Origin of the sequence: Bernardetia sp. Wsw4-3y2 (assembly GCF_037126295.1) — a bacterium.
GTDB lineage: Bacteria > Bacteroidota > Bacteroidia > Cytophagales > Bernardetiaceae > Bernardetia.
The window spans coordinates 3830661-3853110 of sequence record NZ_CP147017.1 but is presented as its reverse complement, the minus strand read 5'-3'; the positions used below and the strand labels follow the sequence as shown (position 1 = coordinate 3853110).

Here is a 22450-nt window from a genome sequence, read left to right as displayed (position 1 = left end):
AGTTATTTATTTGTAATTGTGCCTATTCTCAATAATATTGGAAATTTCACTGTTCTGACTTCTTTACCTTTCCATGCATTTTCTAAATCTTGATAAATTATTTCTATGGCATCATTCTTTAAATTACTTGAATTTTGATTGTTATAATGTTTTACAGCCGACCATGTATTCAGATATCCTATTAAGTTTTCTAATGTCCATTCTAGCTCATTAAATAATTTCTTATTTTTTTTCTGCTCTACTTCTTTAAAAGGAAAAGGAATTGTTTGATAATTTTCATCAATGTATTTTCTTTCTTTATCCCAGTATTTACCCAAAATATCATAATACAATTTGTTAATGATGGCATCAATTTTTTCATTAACTTCTAACTTGCCATATCCTAAAACTACAAAAACTCCTTCTTTTTTGAGTGTTCTGCTTACTTCTTGATAAAATTTATTAAAATCAAACCAATGAATAGCCTGTGCTACAATAATTAAATCAAAAAAATCAGATTTAAAAGAAGAGTTTTCTGCCTGTTCGATGGAATAAACTATGTTTTCTTTTTGAACAGCATTTTTGATTTGATTCTGACTTATATCTGTAGCAAACACCTTTTCAAAATCTTGTGCCAACTTATCAGCTACCTGTCCATTTCCAGTCCCACAATCCCAAGCATTTTGTTTTTTATCCAAATAAGAATAGATAATTTCAAAAACTTCTTTGGGATAAGAAGGACGATAAATAGAGTAACTTTTAGAGTGCTGAGAAAAGTTATCTTTCATAGAATTATGATTTGATATAAAATTATAAATAACTCAAATTATGTACAAGAGAATTGCTCGTATTTAGAAAAGAGTTTTTTTACTTCCTAATTTTTCATTGCATCATAAATCACTTGTTGTATTCTCGTTCTAGTATTAAGGTTCATGAGCATTTTACTTTCTCTTGTGGGATAAACTCTATTAGACAGAAAAACAAAAATCATTTCAGTTGCAGGATCAACCCACACCATTGTTCCTGTAAAACCAAAATGCCCATAACTCAGCGCAGAGGCATCTTTTGCTGTATTTCCATTCGGACTCCATTCTAAAAGTGGTTTATCAAAACCTAATCCTCTTCGGTTTCCATCCTCACAAAACTGACAACGTGTAAACTCTGCAATTGTAGTTGGCTTAAAAAAAGTAGTTTCTCCGTAACTTCCTCCATTCAAAAATAGCTGTAAAATTTTAGCTACATCATTGGCATTTCCAAAAAGTCCTGCATGACCTGAAACACCTCCACGCATAGCAGCAGCTTCGTCATGAACATTTCCCCAAACCAATGTATTTCTAAAAAGAGAATCTCTTTCTGTCGGAACAATTCGGCTTCTTGAGAATTTTTCTAGTGGATTGAAAGTAAGTGTAGGAGCAGATAAAGGTTTATAGAAATGTGTTTGAAGGAAATTACTAAACTCTTGTTGTACAAGTCTTTCTATAATTTCAGGAGTTAAAATGAACCCCAAATCGCTGTATTTATATTCTTTTGTAGATAACAGCTTCGAATCTCCAATAATTTTGAGCATATTCTCTTTGTAATAATCTGCCTTTATAAAAAGATTATCTGATAATTGCGTTTCGAATCCTTTTTCTTTTTGAGTTCTAAAAATTTCTCTTGGATAAACTTTATGATTTCGTGTTTCTTTATGTCCAAAATCAATGAAAGGTGTAAGCTGTGCTTGGTGTGTCAGAATATCTTTCAAAACTAATGTATCTTTATTTGTTCCTTCAAAAAACGGCAAAAAATACGATAAAGTAGAATCTAAAGGCAAACGATTTTGATCGTAAATAGCCATATAAGCAGCCGTTGAAGCCAAAATTTTGGTGACAGAAGCCAAATCATAAATATCACTTTTTTCGGCTTTTGTAACAGAATCGTAGGTATGAAAACCATAAGCTTTTTGATAAATAACATTTCCTTTTACAGCGACTAAAACTTGTGCGCTTGGCATTGCTTTGGCATTCATTGCCTCCAAAACTAGCGTATCTATAAGCTGCAAATCCTGCGATTTTATTCCTACTTCTTCTGGAATTGTATATTTTAGTCTATTTTTTTTTGTAAAAATTCCTGTTTCTTCTTTAAAATTTGGCAGAATTTCATTTTCCAAAATTCCTCTTGCAGCTACTCCACCACAAATAAGCTGAGCTGATAATTCTTCCGAAATTGAATTATAAACAGGGCAAAAAAGAAGTGCATTTGTAATTAAGAGTTCATTTTGATTTCTTTCTATAAAATTTCTGTTCTCAAAAACAACCACAGAAACAGGTTTTGCAGAAGCTAAAACAGCAATTTGACGAGCTATAAAACTAGAGATAGAATCTTGTTTTTCATTTTTTCCTATCAAAAAAACAATTTCATTAAAATTATCCAAACTCTGAAAATCGGCAGCCAATTTTAAAGAATCCTCAGAAGGAGCAATATGAACAGTCGTAAAATCTGCATACAAATTTATGGTTGATTCAAAAACAGAAAATGATTTTTTTACAATGCTTACAACTGCTTTTCTATCTTTAGAAAGATTTTGCAGAGGAATGTAATTATTTTTATTATGAAGCAAAACCAAACTAGATTCTATCAACTTTCGTTTTTGAAGCATTGTTTTGGGAGCATTCCAGTCTTGCCACCAGCTTACACAACCTGTAGTAAAAAAAGTAATAGACAGAATGACAATAATTGAAAAAGAGAATAGAGACGTTTTTTTTGTAGATTTTTTCATAGAAATAGCTAAAATTGCACAAAATTATATTTTTTATGAATTTACGATAAATACAGATTTAATCTATATCAAATTCATTTTTTTTCTAGCCAAAAACAAAAATCATACTTTTCTAAAATTTATTTTCTTGACTTTACTATTTTCCTGTCGTTCTATTTCACTAGCTTTTTTTAGCTTTTAATCAGCAAGAAGCTAAAAATTGAAAACTAGATAAATTTCATAAAAAAATGCCATTCCTATAATTTAAGATAGAAATAGCATTTTTATTTATTTTGAAATGGATTTGCTATTAGTCAGCAAGCGTTCCACCTTCTACTTTTGATGGATTGATTCCAACAAGTTCTAATTCAAAAACTAAAGTTTTTCCAGCCATTGGGTGATTTGCATCCAAAACAACACCTTCTTCATTTGCTTCAATAACTACAACAGGAATTTGCTCACCATTTTGTCCTTGAAGAGCAAGCTGATCACCTGCTTTTGGATTCATTTCTGGTGGCAATTTATCTTTAGGAAAAGAAACAATATTTTCTGGATTTGACTCTCCATACGCTTCAGTTGGTGCTAAAGTAATTGTTTTTGATTCGCTAAGTGTCATTCCTTCTACTGCAGCATCAAAACCTTTTATCATTTGTCCTGCTCCTACTTGAAATTCGATTGGCTCTTTTCTCTCTCTTGAAGAATCAAAAACATTTCCGTCTTCGAATTTACCTACATAATGTACCTGTACTAAATCGCCTTTTTTTGCGCTGTTTGACATGCTCTAAAATTAATTTGATTATAAAAAAAATAGCTTCTCTATTCTTGTAGGATAATTTTTTTAATAAATTATGCTCTAAAAAATAAAAAAGACTGTTTTGTAATTTTGTGCAAGGTACGATTTTTTAATCTAAAAATAAATTTGCTGTTTAAAAAGCCTTCAATAATTGTATATTTTTGTATAAATTTGTCTTAAATCATTGAAAAGTATATGAAAAACTATTTTATCTATATCATTTCCTTTTGGTTATTTCTCTTGGTGGGAATAACTTTACTAGTTTCTTATAAATTTATAAGAAAAGATGAAGCTGCAACTTATTATGCTAACCAAAGGCAAATTTCAAAATCTTTTTTATTGACTGATTTTTGTTTTTCAACAGAATCACGTCACGTTCGTCATCTTTCTATGCCTGAATGGATTGCTCCTTTTCAAGATTTCCCTGCCTATCACGAACATTTTCCGTCTTCATCTTTTTTTAAGCCTCTAATTACTGAATAATTTTAAAATTTCTAACCTTTATAATATAATAAATGCTCTCTTATTCAGACTTCGAAAAAGTAGAAATGCGTATCGGAACAATTTTGGAAGCTAAAGTTTTCGAAAAAGCACACAAACCAGCCTATCAATTACAAATTGATTTTGGAGATTTTGGAATTAAAAAATCAAGCGCACAAATCACAGAAAAATATCCAAATCCAGAAGTTTTGGTAGGAAAACAAATTATTGCAGTTACTAATTTCCCACCCAAACAAATAGCTAATTTTATGTCCGAGTGTTTGGTTTTGGGAGTCATTGGAGATGAAAATGGTGTTACTCTTCTTACAACTGATAAACCTGTTGAGAATGGTCTTTTGATTAGTTAAATCAAGTTGTGTATAACAGACTTCCTAGTCTGTTGTGAAAGTAAAACAATTTTTAATTGACTAAAAAATCTTTTATTCAGACTAGGAAGTCTGAAATACTTATAATCTAAAACTTGAGTTAGTTGAATAAAAAATTGTAAGGAAAAGATTTGCCTTTTCCTTACAAAAGGAATTAAAAAATTAAATTTCCGATTCAGAATTTGGAGAAAGACGATTAAAAATAGTTTCTAAAGGCACGAGTTCGGTTAGCAAAAAACGAAATGTTCCAAAACTATCTAATAATTGATAACCATACGTGTATAAAAGCCATTGCCAATAAATCCCTAAACCATTCTGTTTTTTGCCACTTACTTCTGTTCCTCTATCAATAAAATCATTCATAAGTCCTTGCATGACAGGCGTAGATTTGGGAGCAACAGGCGAAAGTTGGCTATTTTTATAAAAAACAAATACATCTTTCAGTTTTGTCTCAATTTGTTTTTTATCTAATCCTTCAAAATTATTTTTGGGTACATCAATCAGATTTTTATAACTCTCAGCAATCGAAACGATATGACAAAAAGGATTTTGTAGCGCAAAACCACCAGCAGTAAGCGACCAATAATACCACGCTTCAGGAAGGTTTTGAATTGCTTCTTCCATCTGTGGAAACTTTGTTATTAGGCGTTTTTTCAGAACTTCAAATATACTTTCTTGATTATCTAAAAGCTGTTTTCCAAACTTGGCAACCGTTTGATTAATTTCTTTAATATGCTCTTTTCCAAGTGGATAACCAATAGCAAAACTTTTGAGCAAAAATGAAATATGTGTATTATAGACATTACACAAATCAAAAATAGAAGAAGTATGATTCAATTGCTTAGATAGCGTGTGTGCAAATTTTCCTACTGCATCTTGATTAATTTTCCAATTACCTTCTTGATTTAGAGAAAGAAACATCCAGTTAGGTAATTGCAATTCTGTATTTAATTCTTTGCTTATTTGTTCTATAAAACTGCTTTCCTTTTTTGCTTCCTTTGGGTTTGGATTTCCAATTCTAACCACACCTATTTTTTCTTTATTGAGCTGCAAACCTGTTATTTTATAAAAATCTTGTAGCGTTTGCCAAGCTGTTTTTGCATCGTCTTCTGAATCACAAAAAATATACATATCATCCATATAACGATAGGTCGAAATTCCGTCTTGTGTCCATAATGCCTTATCTAAAAATAATAATAAAACATCTGCAAGTAAAGAAGAAAATAAATGAGAAAGAGAAATTCCTTGTTGAGTTGTATGAATTTGATTTTGATACAAATAAGGAACTTCAAAATACGACTTAAAAAAGGCTAACCATTTTTGACTAATGCCTAACTCTTCCAAAACAATCAGTAAAGTTTGATGAGGCAAAGTCAGAAAATAGTTTTTGAGGTCAGTTTGAATAACATAACTGGTTGCAGCTTGATTAAGCTGTTTTTGTCTAGTTTTCAAAACTTCTAATTGAGCATTTATTCCTTGAAAAAGTTTAAAATAAGTATCTTCATTGCTGATTACATTGATAATACTGCCATCATATCCACTATACGAATCTTCAAAAGTAACTTGAGAATAATTAATATAAGAAGGGAATTCTTTAAAAGTGATTTCATTTCTAAGCTGTTTTTGCCAATATTTAATGTGATTGTATTCTGCTTCTTTTCCCCAAAAATCTTTTTCCAATAAACTCTCTCTAAAAGCACGACCAAAACGCATTCCTATAATTTCTAAAAGCAAAGATTCTAACAAATCGGTATTCATATACGGTCGCCATTTGTGTTTTGTCCAAAGCACATTGAGTTCTACCCCCTTTTCTGTCCATTTCCAATTTTCAAAATTATTTAGCAAAACTGTAATTGTTCCTGCCAACTCATTTACTAAAGCCTCTTTATTTAAAATCGAAGAAATTTCTGCTTTGAGTTTTGTATGATGATAGGGATGCGCTTTCATGTGATGCAACATATAAGCAGTTTCTTCTTTGGTTACAGGTTGCAACAGTTTTTCATCTACAAATTTTTGATTTTTTTCTTTGATTTTTTCCAAATCGTTACTATAAACAGTTATCCATTCTCTCAATTTAGTTTCATTTTCTGAACTAAAATCCGTTACTTTTTCATTAATTAATTCAATAAATTCTTTCTCAAAACCTTTTTTTTCTTGATTGACAGATTTTGTTGTATGCCAAGTATCTTCTAGTGCAAGCCCGAAAACCAAACCTGCTTCTAATCTTAATTTTCCTTGCTCAATTTCATTTCGAAGGCGATTTACCCAACTTTTCAAAAGAGAATCTGAAACTGTATTTGTTTCTAATTGAGATTGAAGAACACTCAAATTTTCTACGTCTGGATGAAGTTGTTTTTGAGCAAAGGTAATTTTACAAAGTCCATCATAAAGAAATTGAAATTTATCTTTTAATTCTGAACTTGTATCTACTTTTTCAATAATGGCATTGTATTGAATATGAAGTTGATGATACTGACGATTGAGTTCGTCCAGTTTTATGCGAGTTACTTGTTGGGAAGTGAGAGTTTGCATAGATAAATTTGGTTTAAAGTAGAATTGAAATAAATTAAAATCGGTAATTTTGATTACTTGATAACCTATAACAAATGTAACTCAGCAGACCTCAACTGATGTGAGAGGTAATTTTTTATCTAAAAAAAGAAGCATAAAAGGACAAAAATGACAGAATTTCAGAGTGATAAAAATACAAAAATAGAAAAACTAAAAACCGAAAAAATAGCAATTCTTTCAGTTTTGAAACCTGTCGATGATGTTCGTGCATATCAAAAAATAGCAAAATTAATTTCACATAATTCAGAAAATTCTAAAAAAACAACTCTAATAGGTTTTGAAGCTGCTAATGATTTTGACCAGAAAAACACTGATTCAAACATTAATTTTATAGAATTATTTACATCTAAAAAGAATAAAAACCGTTTAGGACTTTGGCGTTTTTTTGCTGGCTTTAGAGTTTTTAATCAGCTTTTAAAACTCAAACCTAATACGATTATTGTTTGTGCAGTAGAACTTACACCTTTTACTTTGTTTTTCAAATTTTTATTTAATTCAAAATCAAGTAAGATAAAATTAGTTTATGATTTACAAGAAAATTATGTTTTTAATATTCTGTATCAAGACAATTACCCTCATTTTTTAAAAAAATCAATTGCTTTTTTGATTCGGAGTTTTGAGAAATTTTCGTCTTCTTTTGTTGATTTATATCTTTTGGCAGAACGCTGTTATTTAGAAGAAATATCTTTTTTGAGAAAGACAAATTATATTTTTTTGGAAAATAAATTTTTGAAAGAAAATTTGATTGATGCTAATTTTATCAATTCTGATTATTTTAAAACAAAAGAAATTAAGTTTCTTATTTATGGCTCATTTTCAAAAACCTATGGAACTTTAGAAGGCATTTTATTTTTCAAAAAGCTAGAAAAAGAATTACAAAGACAAGGTTTTTCTGCCACTTTAATTTTGGCTGGCTATTGTTCGGATACAATATATTCTCAAAAAATTATAGAGATTATAAAAAATCAATCTTCTATTTTGTTGATAAATACTTCTATTGACAAACCTGTTTCTCATGAAATTTTATTACAACAACTTCAAAAAAGTGATTTTGTAATCTTACCTTATTTATTCAATAAAAGCACTCAAAACTGCATTCCTACCAAGTTTTATGAGTGTTTGGCTTATAAAAAACCAATGCTTATTTCTAAAAATCAAAAATGGAAAAACTTTATAAAGCCTTTAGAAGCTGGAATTTTTATTGATTTTGAAGATAATAAGTTAAAAATAGAAAAAGAAATAAAAAATAGTATAGAGAAAATACTGTCGCAGTCATTTTACACAAAGTCTATTGATGAAGAAATATGGAAATTTGATGAGAAAATTTTGAGAAAAGTAATTTGATTTTTCTTACTCTATAAATTATAAAACAAAAAAAGCAACCCTATTTCTAAGGTTGCTTTTTTTTATATAAAACTCTATTTACCTAAAATTATTATTTTTCAATAACAATTTTACGAGTAATTATACCTTTTTCAGATTTGAATTGAAGTGTATAAAGAGCTGAAGCATATTTACTCAAATCTAATTGATATGAATTTGCTTCTAAAGGTAGAGCAATTGTTTCCAAAGTTCTTCCTAATTGGTCTGTCAAAATAAGAGTAACAACTTCTGTATTCTGTCCTAAATCAATTTGGAATATTCCACTTGAACTAGGGTTTGGATAAATACGTAGAGCTTTGATGAACTCTTCTTCTTCACCTGTAACCACCTCTGGAATATTGAAAGATGCAGTACGAGTCTGGAAAGTACAACCTGTTGAATATGTAACAAGAGCAGAATAAGTTCCACTTTCTGTTGGTGTAATTGTCTCACCACTCAAACTAGCACTTTCTTCTCCATTGAAGAACCAAACTACACTACTAATTTCAGTAGATTCGTCTGCTGGCTCTAAGAAAAGAGTAGTTTCTGTATTACGAAGATAAGTTGTGCTGATGTTTAAACGCTCAATGCTTACTGAGGCAGAAGAAGCACTTGTACAACCGTTTTGAGAAATAGTAACACTATATGATCCACTTGAACTAGCTGTAATAGAATTACCTACATTACTACGGAATACAACTCCATTTCTGCTCCAGTTGTAAGTAACACCACTAACTGAATCAGCTGTAAGAGTTACTTGTTCACCTAAACAGAATACAGAATCAGAAGCAGTAAATGATATAGGAGCTAAAGAAGTAACTTCAACTTCAATGCTATCACTAGCAGTACAACCATCTTCAGTAACTGTAAGTATATATTGTCCTGATTGAGAAACTGAAACTTCTCTTTCTGTGCCAACAACTACATTATCAAGAGTCCAAGAATAAGCAACATTAGCAGATTCAGTTGCTCTAAGCGTTCCATTATCACAGAAACGAGCTAAAGTACCATTAGTAATTTCAGCAATAGGAGCATAATTAAGAATAACACGACTTCTACTTGAAGTAGTTGTACACGTTTCTCTCATAATACGTACTTGGTAACTTCCACTACCAGTAACTGTATAAGAACTTGAATTACTATCAGTAAGTTCAACTCCATTCTTTAGCCATACATAAGTTGCTCCTGCTACTTCATTAGCAGTCAAGGTAGCACTTGCACCACAACTACGAACAGAAGTACCTTCTGAAATAGTTGCTTCAAATGGTGTATTTACTACAACATCTACTTGGGTACGAGTCTGACTTTCTTTTCCATAAACACCAATCATACTAATATAATAAGTTGTGTTTTCAGAAATAGTAAGCGTTGAATAGTTGTTATTATCAGTCTGATCAACTGCTGTTCCACCTGTTTCTGTTGTATAAACATTAAATATTGCTCCACTTCCACTAAGAACAACACCTGCTGAACCTGTTCCACAACTTGGTGTGGTAGAAATAACAGTAGGAGCATTAGGGAAAGTAGCATCATTTGTTTGAGCTGCTCGTGAAGAACGAACAGAACCATTGAGAGCAAACAATCTATAAGCGTGATAGGTATCTGCTTCTAAATCTGTATGTTCGTAGCTATCAGTAGCACCTGAATTAATAGTAGCAAGAAGTGTGTTTCCTTCATAAAGAAGATAACCTGTTGCACCACCAACAGCAGTCCAACTCAAATCAATTTGTGAAGTAGAAACTCCAGTAGCTACAAAACGAGTAGGAACACCTACAGTTACAGGTGGCGAACCTCCTCCTGGAGTAATTCCACAAGCAGCAGGAGCTGTGATTAAACCTGTTGCAGTAAAAGTACAACCAGCAGAGAAAGATGCTGTTACATCTAGTGCATTTCCATCAGCAACTAAGTTCGTAAGAGTTACTGTTTGTGGACTAGCAGTTGCTGTAAATGTTCGTCCATTTACTACTAGATTTCCTGCTGGATTAGAGTAAGTAACTGTAACAGTAGCAGAATATCTATCATTAAAACAAGCACTCTGACCTACATAGCTAATAGCTGTAATACTACATGGAAGTGGATTACCAATAGCTAAACCACCTGAAGCATTTCCATTACCAAAACCATTATTAATAGTTGCACTAACAGCATGTTCAGTAGTCAAATAAGAAGATGTTGTGATATTATGCTCTGTATTTGTTGCACCATTTGCTGTCGGTGTAGCAGGAGTAATATTACTAATAGCCCCTCCAGTACGTTGCATTTTTGCATCAGTTGTCCAAGAACGTCCTGTTGCCGTTTCCCAACCTGTTTTTTCAGCATCTGTATAATAAATAGTAACACCTATATTTTCAGTAGAAGGATTAGTAGGTGTAACCAATAAAGACTTCTCAGTAAGTCCATTTGCATCTCCTAATGTATTGTAAGTTGCTTGTCCTGTTCCTGCTCTATCAATGGCAACTGTAGTACAACCATAATCATGAGTTGTATTATTTTCTAGTTTAGCCATTACTTTGTCATTAGAGCTAATAACATAAACAGTACTATTTGGTCCTAAATAAACCTGTTTAGAAGTAACCGTATTTTCTACATCATATTCTAATAAACGCTGTCCTGTCAATACAATATTATCTATTGTAAAAGGAGGATTACTACCCAATGAACCATCATTATCCCATCTCCAAACTAAATACAGAGTAGCTTGGTTTTGACAAGCAGCAGGAAGAGTAACATTATAAGCAGTTAAAGCTGGCTTTCCGAAGAAAGGAACAGCATTAGTAAGATTTCCAGTTCCTACGCCATCAGCAGGTCCTGTAATATTTGTATATGGACCAGTTGGAGAAGTAGAGTACATAAGACGACCATAATCCCAAACACTTGTTGTACCACTTTCTCCATTTGACTTATAGTCAAAATTAAGTTGAAGATTTGTAGCTCCTACTGTATTTATAGCTGGAGAAACCAAACGAGTTCTTGAAGTACTAGTATTTGTATATGCCAAAGGACGACTTGTAGTATTATTAGTGATATAAGCACTATTATTTCCAGTCATTCCTCCATTTTCGCCAAATACCCACACATTTGAACCTGCTGTGGCATTTGTTACTGTCCATCCACCTGAAACAGCTCCAACAGTTTGTGCTTCAAAATCTTCTGTAAAGATAGTTTGAGTTACATTTTGTGTAACATCGTCATTATCATTTACATTTAATGTATGAACGGTATTTGTTCCTAAGATAGCATCTGTACCTACTACTGATAAGGTCAGTTGTAAATTTTCTGCTACTTCAAGCGCATTATCATTAAATACTCTTACCACTACATTTTGTGCTGTTGTTGCTCCAGAAGCAAAAGTAAGTGTTGGAATTTGAAGTGTATAATCTTGTGTGTTTGTCATTGTTCCACCCGTTACAGCTACATTTACTGTAACTGCAGAAGGAGGTGCAAGGCTAATATTAACAGGAATATTGAGGTCTTGATATCCTCTACAATCAACTGTACCAGTAGTAGAATTTTCTGTAATGGTAGTTGCAGTAGTTGCAAACTGAATTTCAGGACGAGCATCATAGATTCTTACATTATCTATCCAAAGGTTATTTCCATTTGCATTAGTAGTAACAAATCTTATTTTGATACTTTGTCCTAGATAAGCATTTAAAGAAGCAGCCTCTCTACGCCATTGGTTTGCTGCAGTTGGAATAAAAGCAGTCGTTGAGCTAGGAGTTACTGTAGCTAATGCATCACCAGTTTTACTATAAATAGATGTTGGTTGCCAAGTAGCTCCACAATCTGTTGAAACATCAATACGTAGTGTTTCACTTACAGTTCCATTTCTTCTACGATAAGCTAAGTCAAATTCTATTCCTGCACTTGCTAGACCTGCACTTGTTAAGTCAATAGAAGGAGAAATTAAAATATCTTCTTGTCCAGAACCCGTATAGGTATGATGTCTTACCAAACCTGCTTTAGTACGAGCACCATTCGAACCTACCAAAGTAGGAGAAGCATCAGTTACCCATAAATTACAATCATTTCCAGGATTTTGGCGTTCCCAAGAAGTTGGAGGAAACGATGCTCCTTCAAAATCAGCTACAATAGGCAATGTTCCATTTCCTAATGTAAAAGTAGAGTTTGATAAATCTGAATCTGTGAAAGGATCTACAAGACCATTTGGAAGAATAGAACGAGCTTCAAAAGTATGATTTCCTAAAGCAACACCTGTGATGTTATTTAAAACAAGATCTACAGTACCATTTGTAGCTACATTTAGTCCTGTAAAGGCTTGACTTGTAAAAGCTGCTCCATCAATACGATACTCAATAGTTACACTTGTTAGTGGATTAGTACCATAGTTTTTCACACGAATAGAGGGAGTAACTGTAGAGCTACAAGCATCTCCCATAGGTTTTAAAACTGCTAATACACCAGCATCATCTGTGTTAGGTGGAATAGCTGCCACTGAATTAATAAGTGAGAAACGAGAAGTTTCTAAGATAGTACGCATACGAATTTTTTGATCATTTGTAAAGATATTCATACAAGCATCATCAGAATAATCCATATAGTTTTCTACCATATCACGTCTATCTACTGGAGTGTCTGTACAAGAATTTGCTGTAGTAGCACATCCAAAGTTAGAGCCACTAGCAGTAGGTGTATCCGCACAAAAATCATCTACTCCACAGCCACCATCTCCCCAGATATGACGAAGACCTAACCAGTGTCCAATCTCATGAGTTGCTGTTCTACCTAAGTTGTAAGGTGCAGCTGAACTAGGACCAGGAACAGTTTCCCCACCTACTGCGCCACTAGTCTGAACAACTCCATCAGTAACTGTATTAACAGCATTACAATCCATTCCACTCAAAGTAGTTTGTGGGAATTGTGCATATCCTAAAACGCCACCACTAAGAGGCGCACACCAAAAACTCATATATACACTTCCATCATATCCTTGTGTGGTTGTAGTGTAAGGTTTAATAGTTGCATCTACATAAGCAGTAGAATAAGGAGGAGCTGTAAACCCTGCAACATTTCTATCAATACGATTGACTCCTATCTCAGCACCAAAACCTGTTCCATCAGGCTTACGTTGTGCTAAACGGAATTCAATTTGTGTATCAGCCCCAACAGGATCTGTATTAAATCCATTTGTACCTGCACGACGACGAAAGTCATCATTAAGTGTTTCAATTTGAGATTGAATACGATCATAAGCAATATTATTTCCTGTACCAATAGCTTCTCCATTATGAATTACATGGACAATAACAGGAATAATATAAACTCCATTTACAATATGCTGATTTGCTCCACCTTCTTTTTTCTCTTTGATGATTGGAGCTAACATATTCTCCATATCTTCTAGTGTTCCTAATTCGGGGTTATTGGCTCTTAGAATTGCATCTTGCTCCATAGTAGCACAACGAATGACTCCGTTCTGTTGAGCAAAAGAATTACTCATAGCAAAGAATGTAAGCCAAATTACTCCTAATATAGGTAGTAGTAATTTCTTCATAAACTTATTTTGATTAATTAAATTAATTGAATTGAGAATTAAAATTTAGAAGTTTGCCAGTATGATTAACTAAATTAATCACATATCTAAACTTCATTAACAAAAATATAATAAATTTTGGCTTATTCATAATATTATTTTTAGAATGTTCGGTAAAATTCAAATTTCACCCTACTTTTTCAAGTATTTTAAACAAAAAAGCAAATCCTCAGTAAGAATTTGCTTTTTTGTTTTTACAGAAAAATAGTATTATTTAATAATTACTCAAAAATTTCTATAATTGGGTTTCCTATACAACCACTTGGTTGTTGAAGATGTAGTAAAGATGCTAATGTGGCTGCAATATCTGTAATTTCTACTCTACGGTGAGTATTTCCTTTACTAATGTTTTTACCAAAAAATAAGAGTGGAACTTGTGTATCATATGTATAAGGGGTTCCATGTGCAGTACCTCCTTTTTTATAATAAGAATCCATATAACCTGATTGAAAAAGAAAAGCTACATCAGGTGAAAGTTTAGGATTAAATCCATTTTGAACGAGCTGCATAAATCCAGTTCTCTGAATTTGTTTACTTAGTTCAGTTGATGTTATGGCTTGGCTAATTCCTTTTTGAGTAAGTAAAAAATCTCTTGTTTTTTGTTGTATCTCTTCTAAAGAAATCTTTTTTTGAATAATTAATTCTCTATTTAAAAACACATCTTGATCGCTTAGATAGGTTACAAACTCACCTTTTCCATAATTTTCTTCTAAAAAAGTGTTTAATTCTACTTTCATAGAATCCCATTCAAAATAATCAGCATCAAATTGTAAATCGTGTAAATGAGAAGGTGTTGGTGCGCCTGCATGGTCTGCTGTCAAGAAAAGCGTATATTCTCCCTCCCCTATAGTGGTATCTAAAAACTCAAAAAAAGCAGCTAGTTCTCTATCTAATCTTAAATAAGTATCCTGAACTTCTACTGAATAAATTCCGTAACGATGTCCCACATAATCTGTAGCTGAAAAACTAAGTGTCAAGAAATCAGTAACCTCATCTTTTCCTAATTCTTCTTTCAAAATAGCCTCTTGTGCAAAGTCCTTTAAAAAACTATTTGCAAGTGCAGTATAAGGAAACTGTCTATATTTTTTTGCTCCATCATATTTATCTATAAAATAAGGAAAAGTAGCTTTTTTATCTTTTGTAGGCATTGCTTCGTAGTTATTCTCATCTGGAAGACTAGCTGTATAAGATGCTAAAGGTAAAAGTAATTCCCAACCTTTTTTTATATACGTATCAGGTAGCTTTTTATCATTAAAATCATTTACCCACTGAGGAAGTTTATCAAAATAATAAGTGCTACTAATCATTTTTCCTGAGCTTGCATCATGCCAATATGCTCCATTTGGAATATGTCCTGCTGGTAAGATTGCACTTCTATCTTTAATAGAAATACCAATTACTTTAGCTTTTTGGTTTGTTGCTAAACGAAGTTCATCCGTAATTGTACTTGTTTTGAGATTACGAGGCGACATTTTTCCATTTTTATCTTCTGGATTTCCTGTTCCAAGCCCTTGTACAGTCTTGTCTTCTGTACAATAAAAAATTCTGTTTTCAGCTCTACTATACCAATTATTATTTATTATTCCGTGATTGGTTGGAGTAGTTCCTGTAAAAATAGAAGCATGCCCTGGGGCTGTATTGGTAGGTGTATAATTATAGTGTGTATTTTCACACGAAAATCCATCATTCAGAAGTCTTTTGAAACCATTTTCAGAATATTGATTATAAAATCGATATAAATAATCATAACGCATTTGGTCTACCACAATTCCGATAACAAGTTTGGGACGTGAATCTATTGGATGTTGGTTACTATTAGTATCTGTTTTAGGCTGTGTTTGGGTTTCTGTCTGACTAAATACATTGTTTGTAAATGTCACGACTGTAAAGATACAACAGATTATTGCTGTTGTTTTTTTTATAAAACTCATGGTGCTGGTTGAAATAAATTGAGGGAAATTTTTCAATGCGTATTGAAAAATAAATAATTAAATGCAAAATTGCTCAAAAGTAATTATAAAGACAAAACAAAAACGAGAGTTTCACATATTAGTAAAACTAATTATGTTATATTCCCTAATATTGCAGGAATAAATTTATAAATTAAAATTCTTCTTTAATAGAATATATAATTTTTAAGTAATTTTGTTCTTATTCTAAAAGTATTTATTACAGATTTTATGGTCTGTATAAATTACAATAACTATCAAAAAAATGTCATCTAAAATTAAAAACATCTTATTTCTAGCTTTATTCTTAGCTAGTTGTAGTAACTCAAATAATACACAGAGTACTGAAAAACAAGATTCACAAACAGTTGAAAATCAAACTAAGGAAGAAGAAACTGTTTCTAGTAAAACAGACTGTTTTAGAAAGGAAACTCTCTTTGCTGATGGTTCGGGAATGAAAGATATAGAAGAATTAAATCTAACCATAGAAAACCAAAAAGTAACAGGTATTTACAACTGGTTGCCTGCTGAAAAAGACCAACGAAAGGGAACTTTTGAAGGAACACTAGAAGACAACCTATACGTTTATGCAAGAAGGAAATACAGAAACTACTTCTATAATTCTTGTTTTAGAAGACAATAAAGTGACAATTAGTAGCTCAGATGAATCGCTAGGAATAAACACCACACTTGAAAAAGTAGAGTGTCAAAATTAATCTTTTAACCAAGTTTAGTAATAGCAAAATACTTAAAAGACAAAAGATTGCTTTTAGTATATTTGTAAAAAATATCCTTTTTATAGAATAGCAAAAAAATACATCTATGAGTAAAAATTCATCTCTAAGTTCGAATACAGGTTTTTCTCTCAAGTTACAACTACTTGCACTTTTAGCCGTCGTGTTATTGTTGGGTATTTTTTTTGCAATTCCTTCTCAAAGCTCTTCCTCTGATAAATCTATCATTAATGAGACAAAATATGCTTTAGAAGATACAACAGGAATTACAAAACTTGTTTTGGGAGAACAAATACTTACTCAAAGTACAGCCAATTCAAGCCAATGGCTAATGAATAATGAGTTTGTTGTTGATGAAGAAATGATAGCTTCTCTTTGGGCAATTATGCAACGCATTGAAGTCAAAAAACCTGTTTCAGAAAGTATAAAAGATGATGTTATTAATAGCTTTCTTTTGAATGGAATTAATGTAGAAGTTTTTAAGGGTGAAAATCAAATCCGAAATTATAAAGTTTGTACTCACGAAGGCGAAACGTATGCTATGTTAGCAGAATCAACTTCTCCTTATTCGATTTATATACCTGGATATTATTTACAGATTAGAGATATTTTCGATATTCGTCCTTATGAATGGCAAGACCGAACACTTTTGGCTACTACACCAAATACATTTCGTTCGCTTTCCGTTTCTTATCCACAAAATCAAGAAGAGAGTTTTACAGTAGATTTTACAGGAAAAACATTTAAAATAAGAGAACTAGCAGAAGCAGACACCAATAGAATTTACGAATATCTGCCTTATTTTAGTCAAGTTATGGGCGAACAGTATGTCAAAAATGATAATCTTCAAGATTCTTTAAAAAATATTTCGCCAATCGCTATTTTTTCATTGAATGATATTAGAAGCGAAGAACCTCAAAAATTAGAAATCTATACAGCTAGAGGAAAATATTTTGTTTTGTTTAAGAATCAATTATTACTTTTTTCTCCTCAACTGGCTGATATTATCTTAAAAACAAAATCTGATTTTAGTAAATCAGAATAGATTTTAATGCTATTTGACAGAAATAAAAAACAAATCTTTCCTACTAAAACTCAAATCATACATCAACCTAAATGACGATAAGATTACACTTATCATCATTTAGGTTTCTTTTTTTTACAAAAAATTTATACTTTTTTTCAAATCTTCCGTTACTTATTAAAATAATATGTTTGTACAATGTTATCCTTACTATCACTAACTACTCCAATTCTGTATACTTATGAAACCTAAGCCCCAAAGTAAACCTTCTTTAAAGAATCAAAATTATTTTTACCTTGTTTTTTCTGTTCTACTTTTAGTCAGTTTTTCTAGCTGTCAGACACAACAAAACGAAAAGTCAAACGAGGATTCTTCTGAAACAGCAAACACACTTCGCCCAAATTTAGATAATGAAGATGAGCGAACAGCATTACTAGAAAATGATGCTTTAAATTCTTCAACTAATTTTGCTCAAAATAAAAATAAGGATGAGAGTAAAAGAACGTTTTCAGATGATGAATTAGATTCTTTTTCTTCTGCTGATTCGGCTACCTTTTTTAGTCGTTTTGCTCCCAAAACTCAAACTTTCAAAATCATTAATAATGGAGAGCAAGATATTTTTTGTGATTTAGGAACTTATATTCATATTGATTCTGGTTCTTTTCATTTCAAAGATGGTTCGCCTATTACAGAGCCTATTATTTTTGAGGTAAAAGAATTTTATAACAAATCAACAGTTTTGCTTTCTGGACTTACCACCAATACAAAAGGTGGTTTTTTGGAAAGTGGTGGAATGCTTCACTTAAAGGCTACTTCTGATGGAAAAGAAGTTCATTTAAAAAATAAGATTGATATAGAAATGCCTAGCATTAATACTCAAAAAAGAAATAAAAATGGAATGAGTGTTTATTTGACTTCTTCCACTAACGCTACTGCAAACTCTGTTTCCAATCCTCCTTCCCAATGGTCTGATACAAAAGAAAAAATTAAATTACAAAGCATTCCTAGAAAAAGAGATTTTTATAAAACTGTTTTTCTTTTTAACAAAGAACTTCCTGATTACGAACTAAGTGGTGTAAAGGATTGTGAATGTGGAGATGTACAGATAGTTTCTGAAACGGTAGAAGCCCTTTCTGAAAATTTGGATGTAACAACGAGTAAAGAACATGAAAGTAGCTTTAGAAAAGTAAATCACAGAAAAGTAACAACTAAAAATAAAGTGCTAAAAAACAGTTACTACTACAATAAAAAACAATTTTTGAGCAAAGATACGAGCTTCCTAGAATTGTATTCAAAAGTCTCAAGAGAAATTTATCCAAATAATGAAGGTGAAGAAAGGTATGTTTATGATACTATTCAATTAGCTGTTGAACTTGGAAAAAAAGGAACAGCATTGATTATAGATGAGTTGTATCAAACAAACCATTCTCTTTCTCAAACTTCTTTTATTCGCACTGTAAACTCGGGTTCAGGACTTCGTTTTACTACACAATTATCTTCAATAAGAAGTTGTAGCCAAGATAAAAGAAATTTCTATGTTCAGTCTTTGGATATTTGGAAAGAGATATTAGAACAAGGAGAAAACGAATTTAGAAACTGGAAAAAAACACAACGAGATAGCGAAGAAAATTATACTATTTCCTACAAAAAACGCAAAAATCCTATTTTGGTTTGGACAGCCATCGTAAAAACGACAGCAAAACCATTTAAGGAGGATATTCAAGTTGTCAGAAGAAGAGAGTTTTTTTATAAAAAACCATTAGAAGAAAAACAAGCAAGATATAACGAATTTAGACAATCCATCATAGACAGATATAACGCAATAGCTGCAAAAAATTTAAATAATGTATCAACAGCTACACTTGAAACATACATTATGCGTGTCAGTGATATGGGTTGGATAAACTGTGATAGATTTTATAGTGTTCCTGATGATGAAAAAGTTGATTTACTTGTTAATTCATCTAGTCCTGTTAGAATTATATTCAATAACATTAATTCAGTCATGAAAGGAGATAACAGGGAAGGAAAAAATACCTTTGCATCTATTCCAAAAGATGAATCTATTACTGTTTTCGGTATTCGTAAAAAAGAGGATAAACTGTTTATGGCTCTCAAAAACACAAAAGTTTCTACTGACCCAATAGACTTAGAATATAAAGAAGTTACTTTTGAAGAAATGCAAAAAGCTCTTACTTATTTGAATTAATAAAATTTGTGATTTTAAAACAATGAAAGACCTTTTACTTAGCAAAAAGCTAAATAAAAGGTCTTTTTCATTTATATAAAAATCTAAATTAATCCACCAATAATTGGGTAACGGCTGCTGTATTCATTGCCCATTCTCTTGAATAGATTTCATCAGCAGGGTTTTCAGTACCATTAGTTTCTACGATTTCTAAGTTTTGTGCTTCGGCTTTCAACAGTAATAGATTTCCGATGCTCAGTTTTGCGTTTAGCTTTTCTAAAAGAGCTTCTACACCTTTTGTATTAAGCTGCCCTACTACTTGTCCGTGAAATGAAAGTTCTAACCAAACAATTTCATTTGCATCGATATCCAAAACTCCAAAAACTAACCCTTTTGTTAGTGTTTGTTGAATTCTGACTTGATGTTGAACACACGAAGGGTCATACGCAACACCTGTTTTTGCAGAAATTTTAATTGGATATTTACTGTTCATCCAACCCACAACCAAATTTGGCGTAATTGCTCCGTTTGAATACGCATTACAAGTAAATGTAACGTATTTCGCACCTCTTTTTCGTAAGGTTGCTACATTGATATCGATATATTCTGCTGTTCCAACTTTTTCTGGAATAGAACGAATATCGCCACTATGCTTACAACCATCAATAACCAAATTGCTATACGAACAAATTTCATAAAAACCTCCGTATTGATTATAGTCTTTTTGTGAATTGTTAGCATTAGCTTTGTAAGCTACATGACAGCTCAAGTCCATATCCAAATGTTGAGCTTTCAAGCCTTCACCCCATTGCATAAACAAACGAACGGTATCTCCTTCAATATCAAAACGAGTTCCCATAAGCGCAGAAGGCATATCTTGAACAGTTTCGCTTCTATCTCCAATTGAAACTGGAATTTTGAAAAGCATTGGGTCAATAAAAATCGTTTTATTTTCGTTTGTTTGACCAGCAAAACGTTTTTTCATTGCCAAAATACACATTTCTTCAATTCCTTTTTTCATCGATTTCAATCCTTCTTCATCATACAAAGAAAGTAATTGATTTTTAGGAATATTTTTGTTTGTTCCACCTAAAGGCTTAACGGCACGAGTTCCACCTTTTGTGAAATACGTTTCTGCATACGTATTGAGCGTAAAGACAAGACGAGCAGGAACTTTATCAATTACTTCTGAAAAAGCCTCCAAAACATCATCTTTACCAAACCAAAGCATATTTGCAAACAAAGACCTAGCAAAAAGCCCAGGGCGTTGCTTCAAAAGTTGCATTGTTTTTTCTACATCAGTTCTCAATCTGTAAGCATCTACTTTTGATTGCCACCCTTGATAATCTTCGTTGTAGAATTTATCCAAAACAGTCTTTAACTTCTCAAAACCTGCTTTTTTGCTGTATTCTGCTAGACGCAAAGCACGAATAAAACGAACCCACATTTCACGTTTTGGGTGCATTGCTTCACACATTGTATCAACATTCATTTCTAAATTATTGAGCCAAGAAGCCACCATAAAACATTCTTTTCTTGAATATTTTAGCTTTAATTCATTTTTTGCTGCTAGTTTTGCAACTGCGCTTTTATCCAAATCTGGCACAATGACACTTGCAATATGTTTGTTATTCTTTGCTTTTCGTTTTGCAATTACTTTTGGCTTTACAATTTGTAAAAAACCAGTGTGTTTGTACCACAAATAACGCATCACATCGACAGGCGATTTGAAATAAATTTGAGCCTTTTCTGCCTTACCAAGTTCTACTAAATGAGAAATAACAACCATCAAGGTTTCCTTCATTTTGATTTCAGACTTTGGCAATTCTTCGTCTTTGTATGCCTCAATCATTTTTTGTAAGCTATCGACTTGCGTTGCATCAAGAGCCGTTTGAGAAGTCAATAAGTCTTCAAAATAGGCTTTTGCTTCCTTATCTGTCCACAAAGAAAGAATTTTGAGTTTGCTTCCTTGTCCAAAATTAGCATCTTCTAGCTCTCCAAATTCAAAAGGAGTTCCACAGAAAGGACAACCATTATAACGCTCCAAAGGAAACGTATTTGCAGGAATTGTATGCCCACAGGCTAAAGTAGTTCCTCTGTTTTTACCATTCTTATCTGCAAATAAATTCACAAACCAAGTAATCAAATGGTCAGTAATATCTTCACCTGTTGGCGTATCCCAACCTTTGACTAAAGGAGTCCAATTTTTATTTGCACCCATTATTGTTTTAAACTTATCAGCAATCATAAGCTGATAATTGGTTGGCAAATTATTGAGAGCCGTCAAAAGTTTTTCATCTACGCCATAACCTAATTTAGCCAAATTAGCTACCAAAACAGACGTAGTTTGTCTTAGTTTTTTGTCTTCTGTGTTACTGATTTTATCGCCTAATTTATCATTAACCTTATCATTGATTTGGGCAAAATCAGTCATTACATAAATTGCTTCGTTACGCACAGCAACAGAAGAAATATGTGAGAATTTTGTAGTTGTTGGAAGTGTTGTTTCCATAAGTTGTAATTATTTAAAATTTAAAAATAGGTAATCCTAGAACTGGTAATCATTAAAGGTGATTTGCCTTTTGGGCAAAAGAAGTAAGTCCTAGTTGACCTGAAATTTATTTCTGAAAGACAGATAAAAATCAAAAAGTTAATCTCAAAACTGTGAATTGCCTCTGCAATTCGACTTTTAA

General features: G+C 32.0%; 13 protein-coding genes. 6 read left to right on the top strand and 7 right to left on the bottom strand.

What is annotated here, in order from left to right:
• Positions 1 to 2: 2 nt before the first annotated feature.
• The 3 genes from V9L05_RS15795 to V9L05_RS15785 all read right to left on the bottom strand — a co-directional run bounded on the left by V9L05_RS15795 (position 3) and on the right by V9L05_RS15785 (position 3494).
• Positions 3 to 767, bottom strand: a complete 765-nt coding sequence (locus tag V9L05_RS15795; RefSeq protein ID WP_338812816.1) for a class I SAM-dependent methyltransferase — start codon at positions 765 to 767, stop codon at positions 3 to 5.
• Positions 768 to 853: 86 nt separating this feature from the next.
• Positions 854 to 2737, bottom strand: a complete 1884-nt coding sequence (locus V9L05_RS15790; RefSeq protein WP_338812815.1) for a serine hydrolase — start codon at positions 2735 to 2737, stop codon at positions 854 to 856.
• A 289-nt stretch (positions 2738 to 3026) separates the two neighbouring features.
• Positions 3027 to 3494: a peptidylprolyl isomerase gene (locus V9L05_RS15785; protein ID WP_338812814.1), complete on the bottom strand. Its 468-nt coding sequence runs from the start codon at positions 3492 to 3494 to the stop codon at positions 3027 to 3029.
• A 210-nt stretch (positions 3495 to 3704) separates the two neighbouring features.
• On the opposite strand from V9L05_RS15785, the gene V9L05_RS15780 reads away from it, so the two are divergent.
• Positions 3705 to 3992 (top strand): hypothetical protein, encoded by a 288-nt coding sequence (locus tag V9L05_RS15780; protein ID WP_338792255.1) that lies wholly within the window; start codon positions 3705 to 3707, stop codon positions 3990 to 3992.
• A gap of 32 nt (positions 3993 to 4024) precedes the next feature.
• On the top strand, positions 4025 to 4357 hold the full coding sequence (locus tag V9L05_RS15775; RefSeq protein ID WP_338812812.1) for a tRNA-binding protein: 333 nt from the start codon (positions 4025 to 4027) through the stop codon (positions 4355 to 4357).
• A 180-nt stretch (positions 4358 to 4537) separates the two neighbouring features.
• Here V9L05_RS15775 and V9L05_RS15770 read toward each other — a convergent pair whose 3' ends face one another.
• On the bottom strand, positions 4538 to 6907 hold the full coding sequence (locus V9L05_RS15770; RefSeq protein WP_338812811.1) for a reverse transcriptase domain-containing protein: 2370 nt from the start codon (positions 6905 to 6907) through the stop codon (positions 4538 to 4540).
• A gap of 147 nt (positions 6908 to 7054) precedes the next feature.
• Here V9L05_RS15770 and V9L05_RS15765 point away from each other — a divergent pair, with 147 nt between their 5' ends.
• Positions 7055 to 8290: a hypothetical protein gene (locus tag V9L05_RS15765; RefSeq protein ID WP_338812810.1), complete on the top strand. Its 1236-nt coding sequence runs from the start codon at positions 7055 to 7057 to the stop codon at positions 8288 to 8290.
• A gap of 91 nt (positions 8291 to 8381) precedes the next feature.
• On the opposite strand, the gene V9L05_RS15760 is transcribed toward V9L05_RS15765, so the two are convergent.
• On the bottom strand, positions 8382 to 13823 hold the full coding sequence (locus tag V9L05_RS15760; protein WP_338812809.1) for a choice-of-anchor J domain-containing protein: 5442 nt from the start codon (positions 13821 to 13823) through the stop codon (positions 8382 to 8384).
• Between the two features lie 260 nt (positions 13824 to 14083).
• The gene (gene pafA, locus V9L05_RS15755) at positions 14084 to 15793 is read right to left on the bottom strand and encodes an alkaline phosphatase PafA (protein ID WP_338812807.1); all 1710 of its coding nucleotides are present in this window, start codon (positions 15791 to 15793) and stop codon (positions 14084 to 14086) included.
• Positions 15794 to 16076: 283 nt separating this feature from the next.
• Here pafA and V9L05_RS15750 point away from each other — a divergent pair, with 283 nt between their 5' ends.
• From V9L05_RS15750 to V9L05_RS15740, 3 genes are all read left to right on the top strand, one after another.
• Entirely contained in the window at positions 16077 to 16454 is a 378-nt protein-coding gene (locus V9L05_RS15750; protein ID WP_338812806.1) for a hypothetical protein, read from the top strand.
• Positions 16455 to 16633: 179 nt separating this feature from the next.
• The gene (locus tag V9L05_RS15745; protein WP_338812805.1) at positions 16634 to 17590 is read left to right on the top strand and encodes a hypothetical protein; all 957 of its coding nucleotides are present in this window, start codon (positions 16634 to 16636) and stop codon (positions 17588 to 17590) included.
• A gap of 220 nt (positions 17591 to 17810) precedes the next feature.
• Positions 17811 to 19778 carry a hypothetical protein gene (locus V9L05_RS15740; protein WP_338812803.1) on the top strand — a complete coding sequence of 656 codons (1968 nt, stop codon included), beginning with the start codon at positions 17811 to 17813 and terminating at the stop codon, positions 19776 to 19778.
• Between the two features lie 88 nt (positions 19779 to 19866).
• Here V9L05_RS15740 and V9L05_RS15735 read toward each other — a convergent pair whose 3' ends face one another.
• Entirely contained in the window at positions 19867 to 22269 is a 2403-nt protein-coding gene (locus V9L05_RS15735) for a hypothetical protein (RefSeq protein WP_338812801.1), read from the bottom strand.
• Between the last annotated feature and the right edge of the window lie 181 nt (positions 22270 to 22450).

Excerpts from the sequence above, each read along its gene's own strand:
- V9L05_RS15795 (WP_338812816.1), bottom strand. The coding sequence starts at position 767 with ATGAAAGATAACTTTTCTCAGCACTCTAAAAGTTACTCTATTTATCGT.
- V9L05_RS15790 (WP_338812815.1), bottom strand. The coding sequence starts at position 2,737 with ATGAAAAAATCTACAAAAAAAACGTCTCTATTCTCTTTTTCAATTATT.
- V9L05_RS15785 (WP_338812814.1), bottom strand. The coding sequence starts at position 3,494 with ATGTCAAACAGCGCAAAAAAAGGCGATTTAGTACAGGTACATTATGTA.
- V9L05_RS15780 (WP_338792255.1), top strand. The coding sequence starts at position 3,705 with ATGAAAAACTATTTTATCTATATCATTTCCTTTTGGTTATTTCTCTTG.
- V9L05_RS15775 (WP_338812812.1), top strand. The coding sequence starts at position 4,025 with ATGCTCTCTTATTCAGACTTCGAAAAAGTAGAAATGCGTATCGGAACA.
- V9L05_RS15770 (WP_338812811.1), bottom strand. The coding sequence starts at position 6,907 with ATGCAAACTCTCACTTCCCAACAAGTAACTCGCATAAAACTGGACGAA.
- V9L05_RS15765 (WP_338812810.1), top strand. The coding sequence starts at position 7,055 with ATGACAGAATTTCAGAGTGATAAAAATACAAAAATAGAAAAACTAAAA.
- V9L05_RS15760 (WP_338812809.1), bottom strand. The coding sequence starts at position 13,823 with ATGAAGAAATTACTACTACCTATATTAGGAGTAATTTGGCTTACATTC.
- pafA (WP_338812807.1), bottom strand. The coding sequence starts at position 15,793 with ATGAGTTTTATAAAAAAAACAACAGCAATAATCTGTTGTATCTTTACA.
- V9L05_RS15750 (WP_338812806.1), top strand. The coding sequence starts at position 16,077 with ATGTCATCTAAAATTAAAAACATCTTATTTCTAGCTTTATTCTTAGCT.
- V9L05_RS15745 (WP_338812805.1), top strand. The coding sequence starts at position 16,634 with ATGAGTAAAAATTCATCTCTAAGTTCGAATACAGGTTTTTCTCTCAAG.
- V9L05_RS15740 (WP_338812803.1), top strand. The coding sequence starts at position 17,811 with ATGAAACCTAAGCCCCAAAGTAAACCTTCTTTAAAGAATCAAAATTAT.
- V9L05_RS15735 (WP_338812801.1), bottom strand. The coding sequence starts at position 22,269 with ATGGAAACAACACTTCCAACAACTACAAAATTCTCACATATTTCTTCT.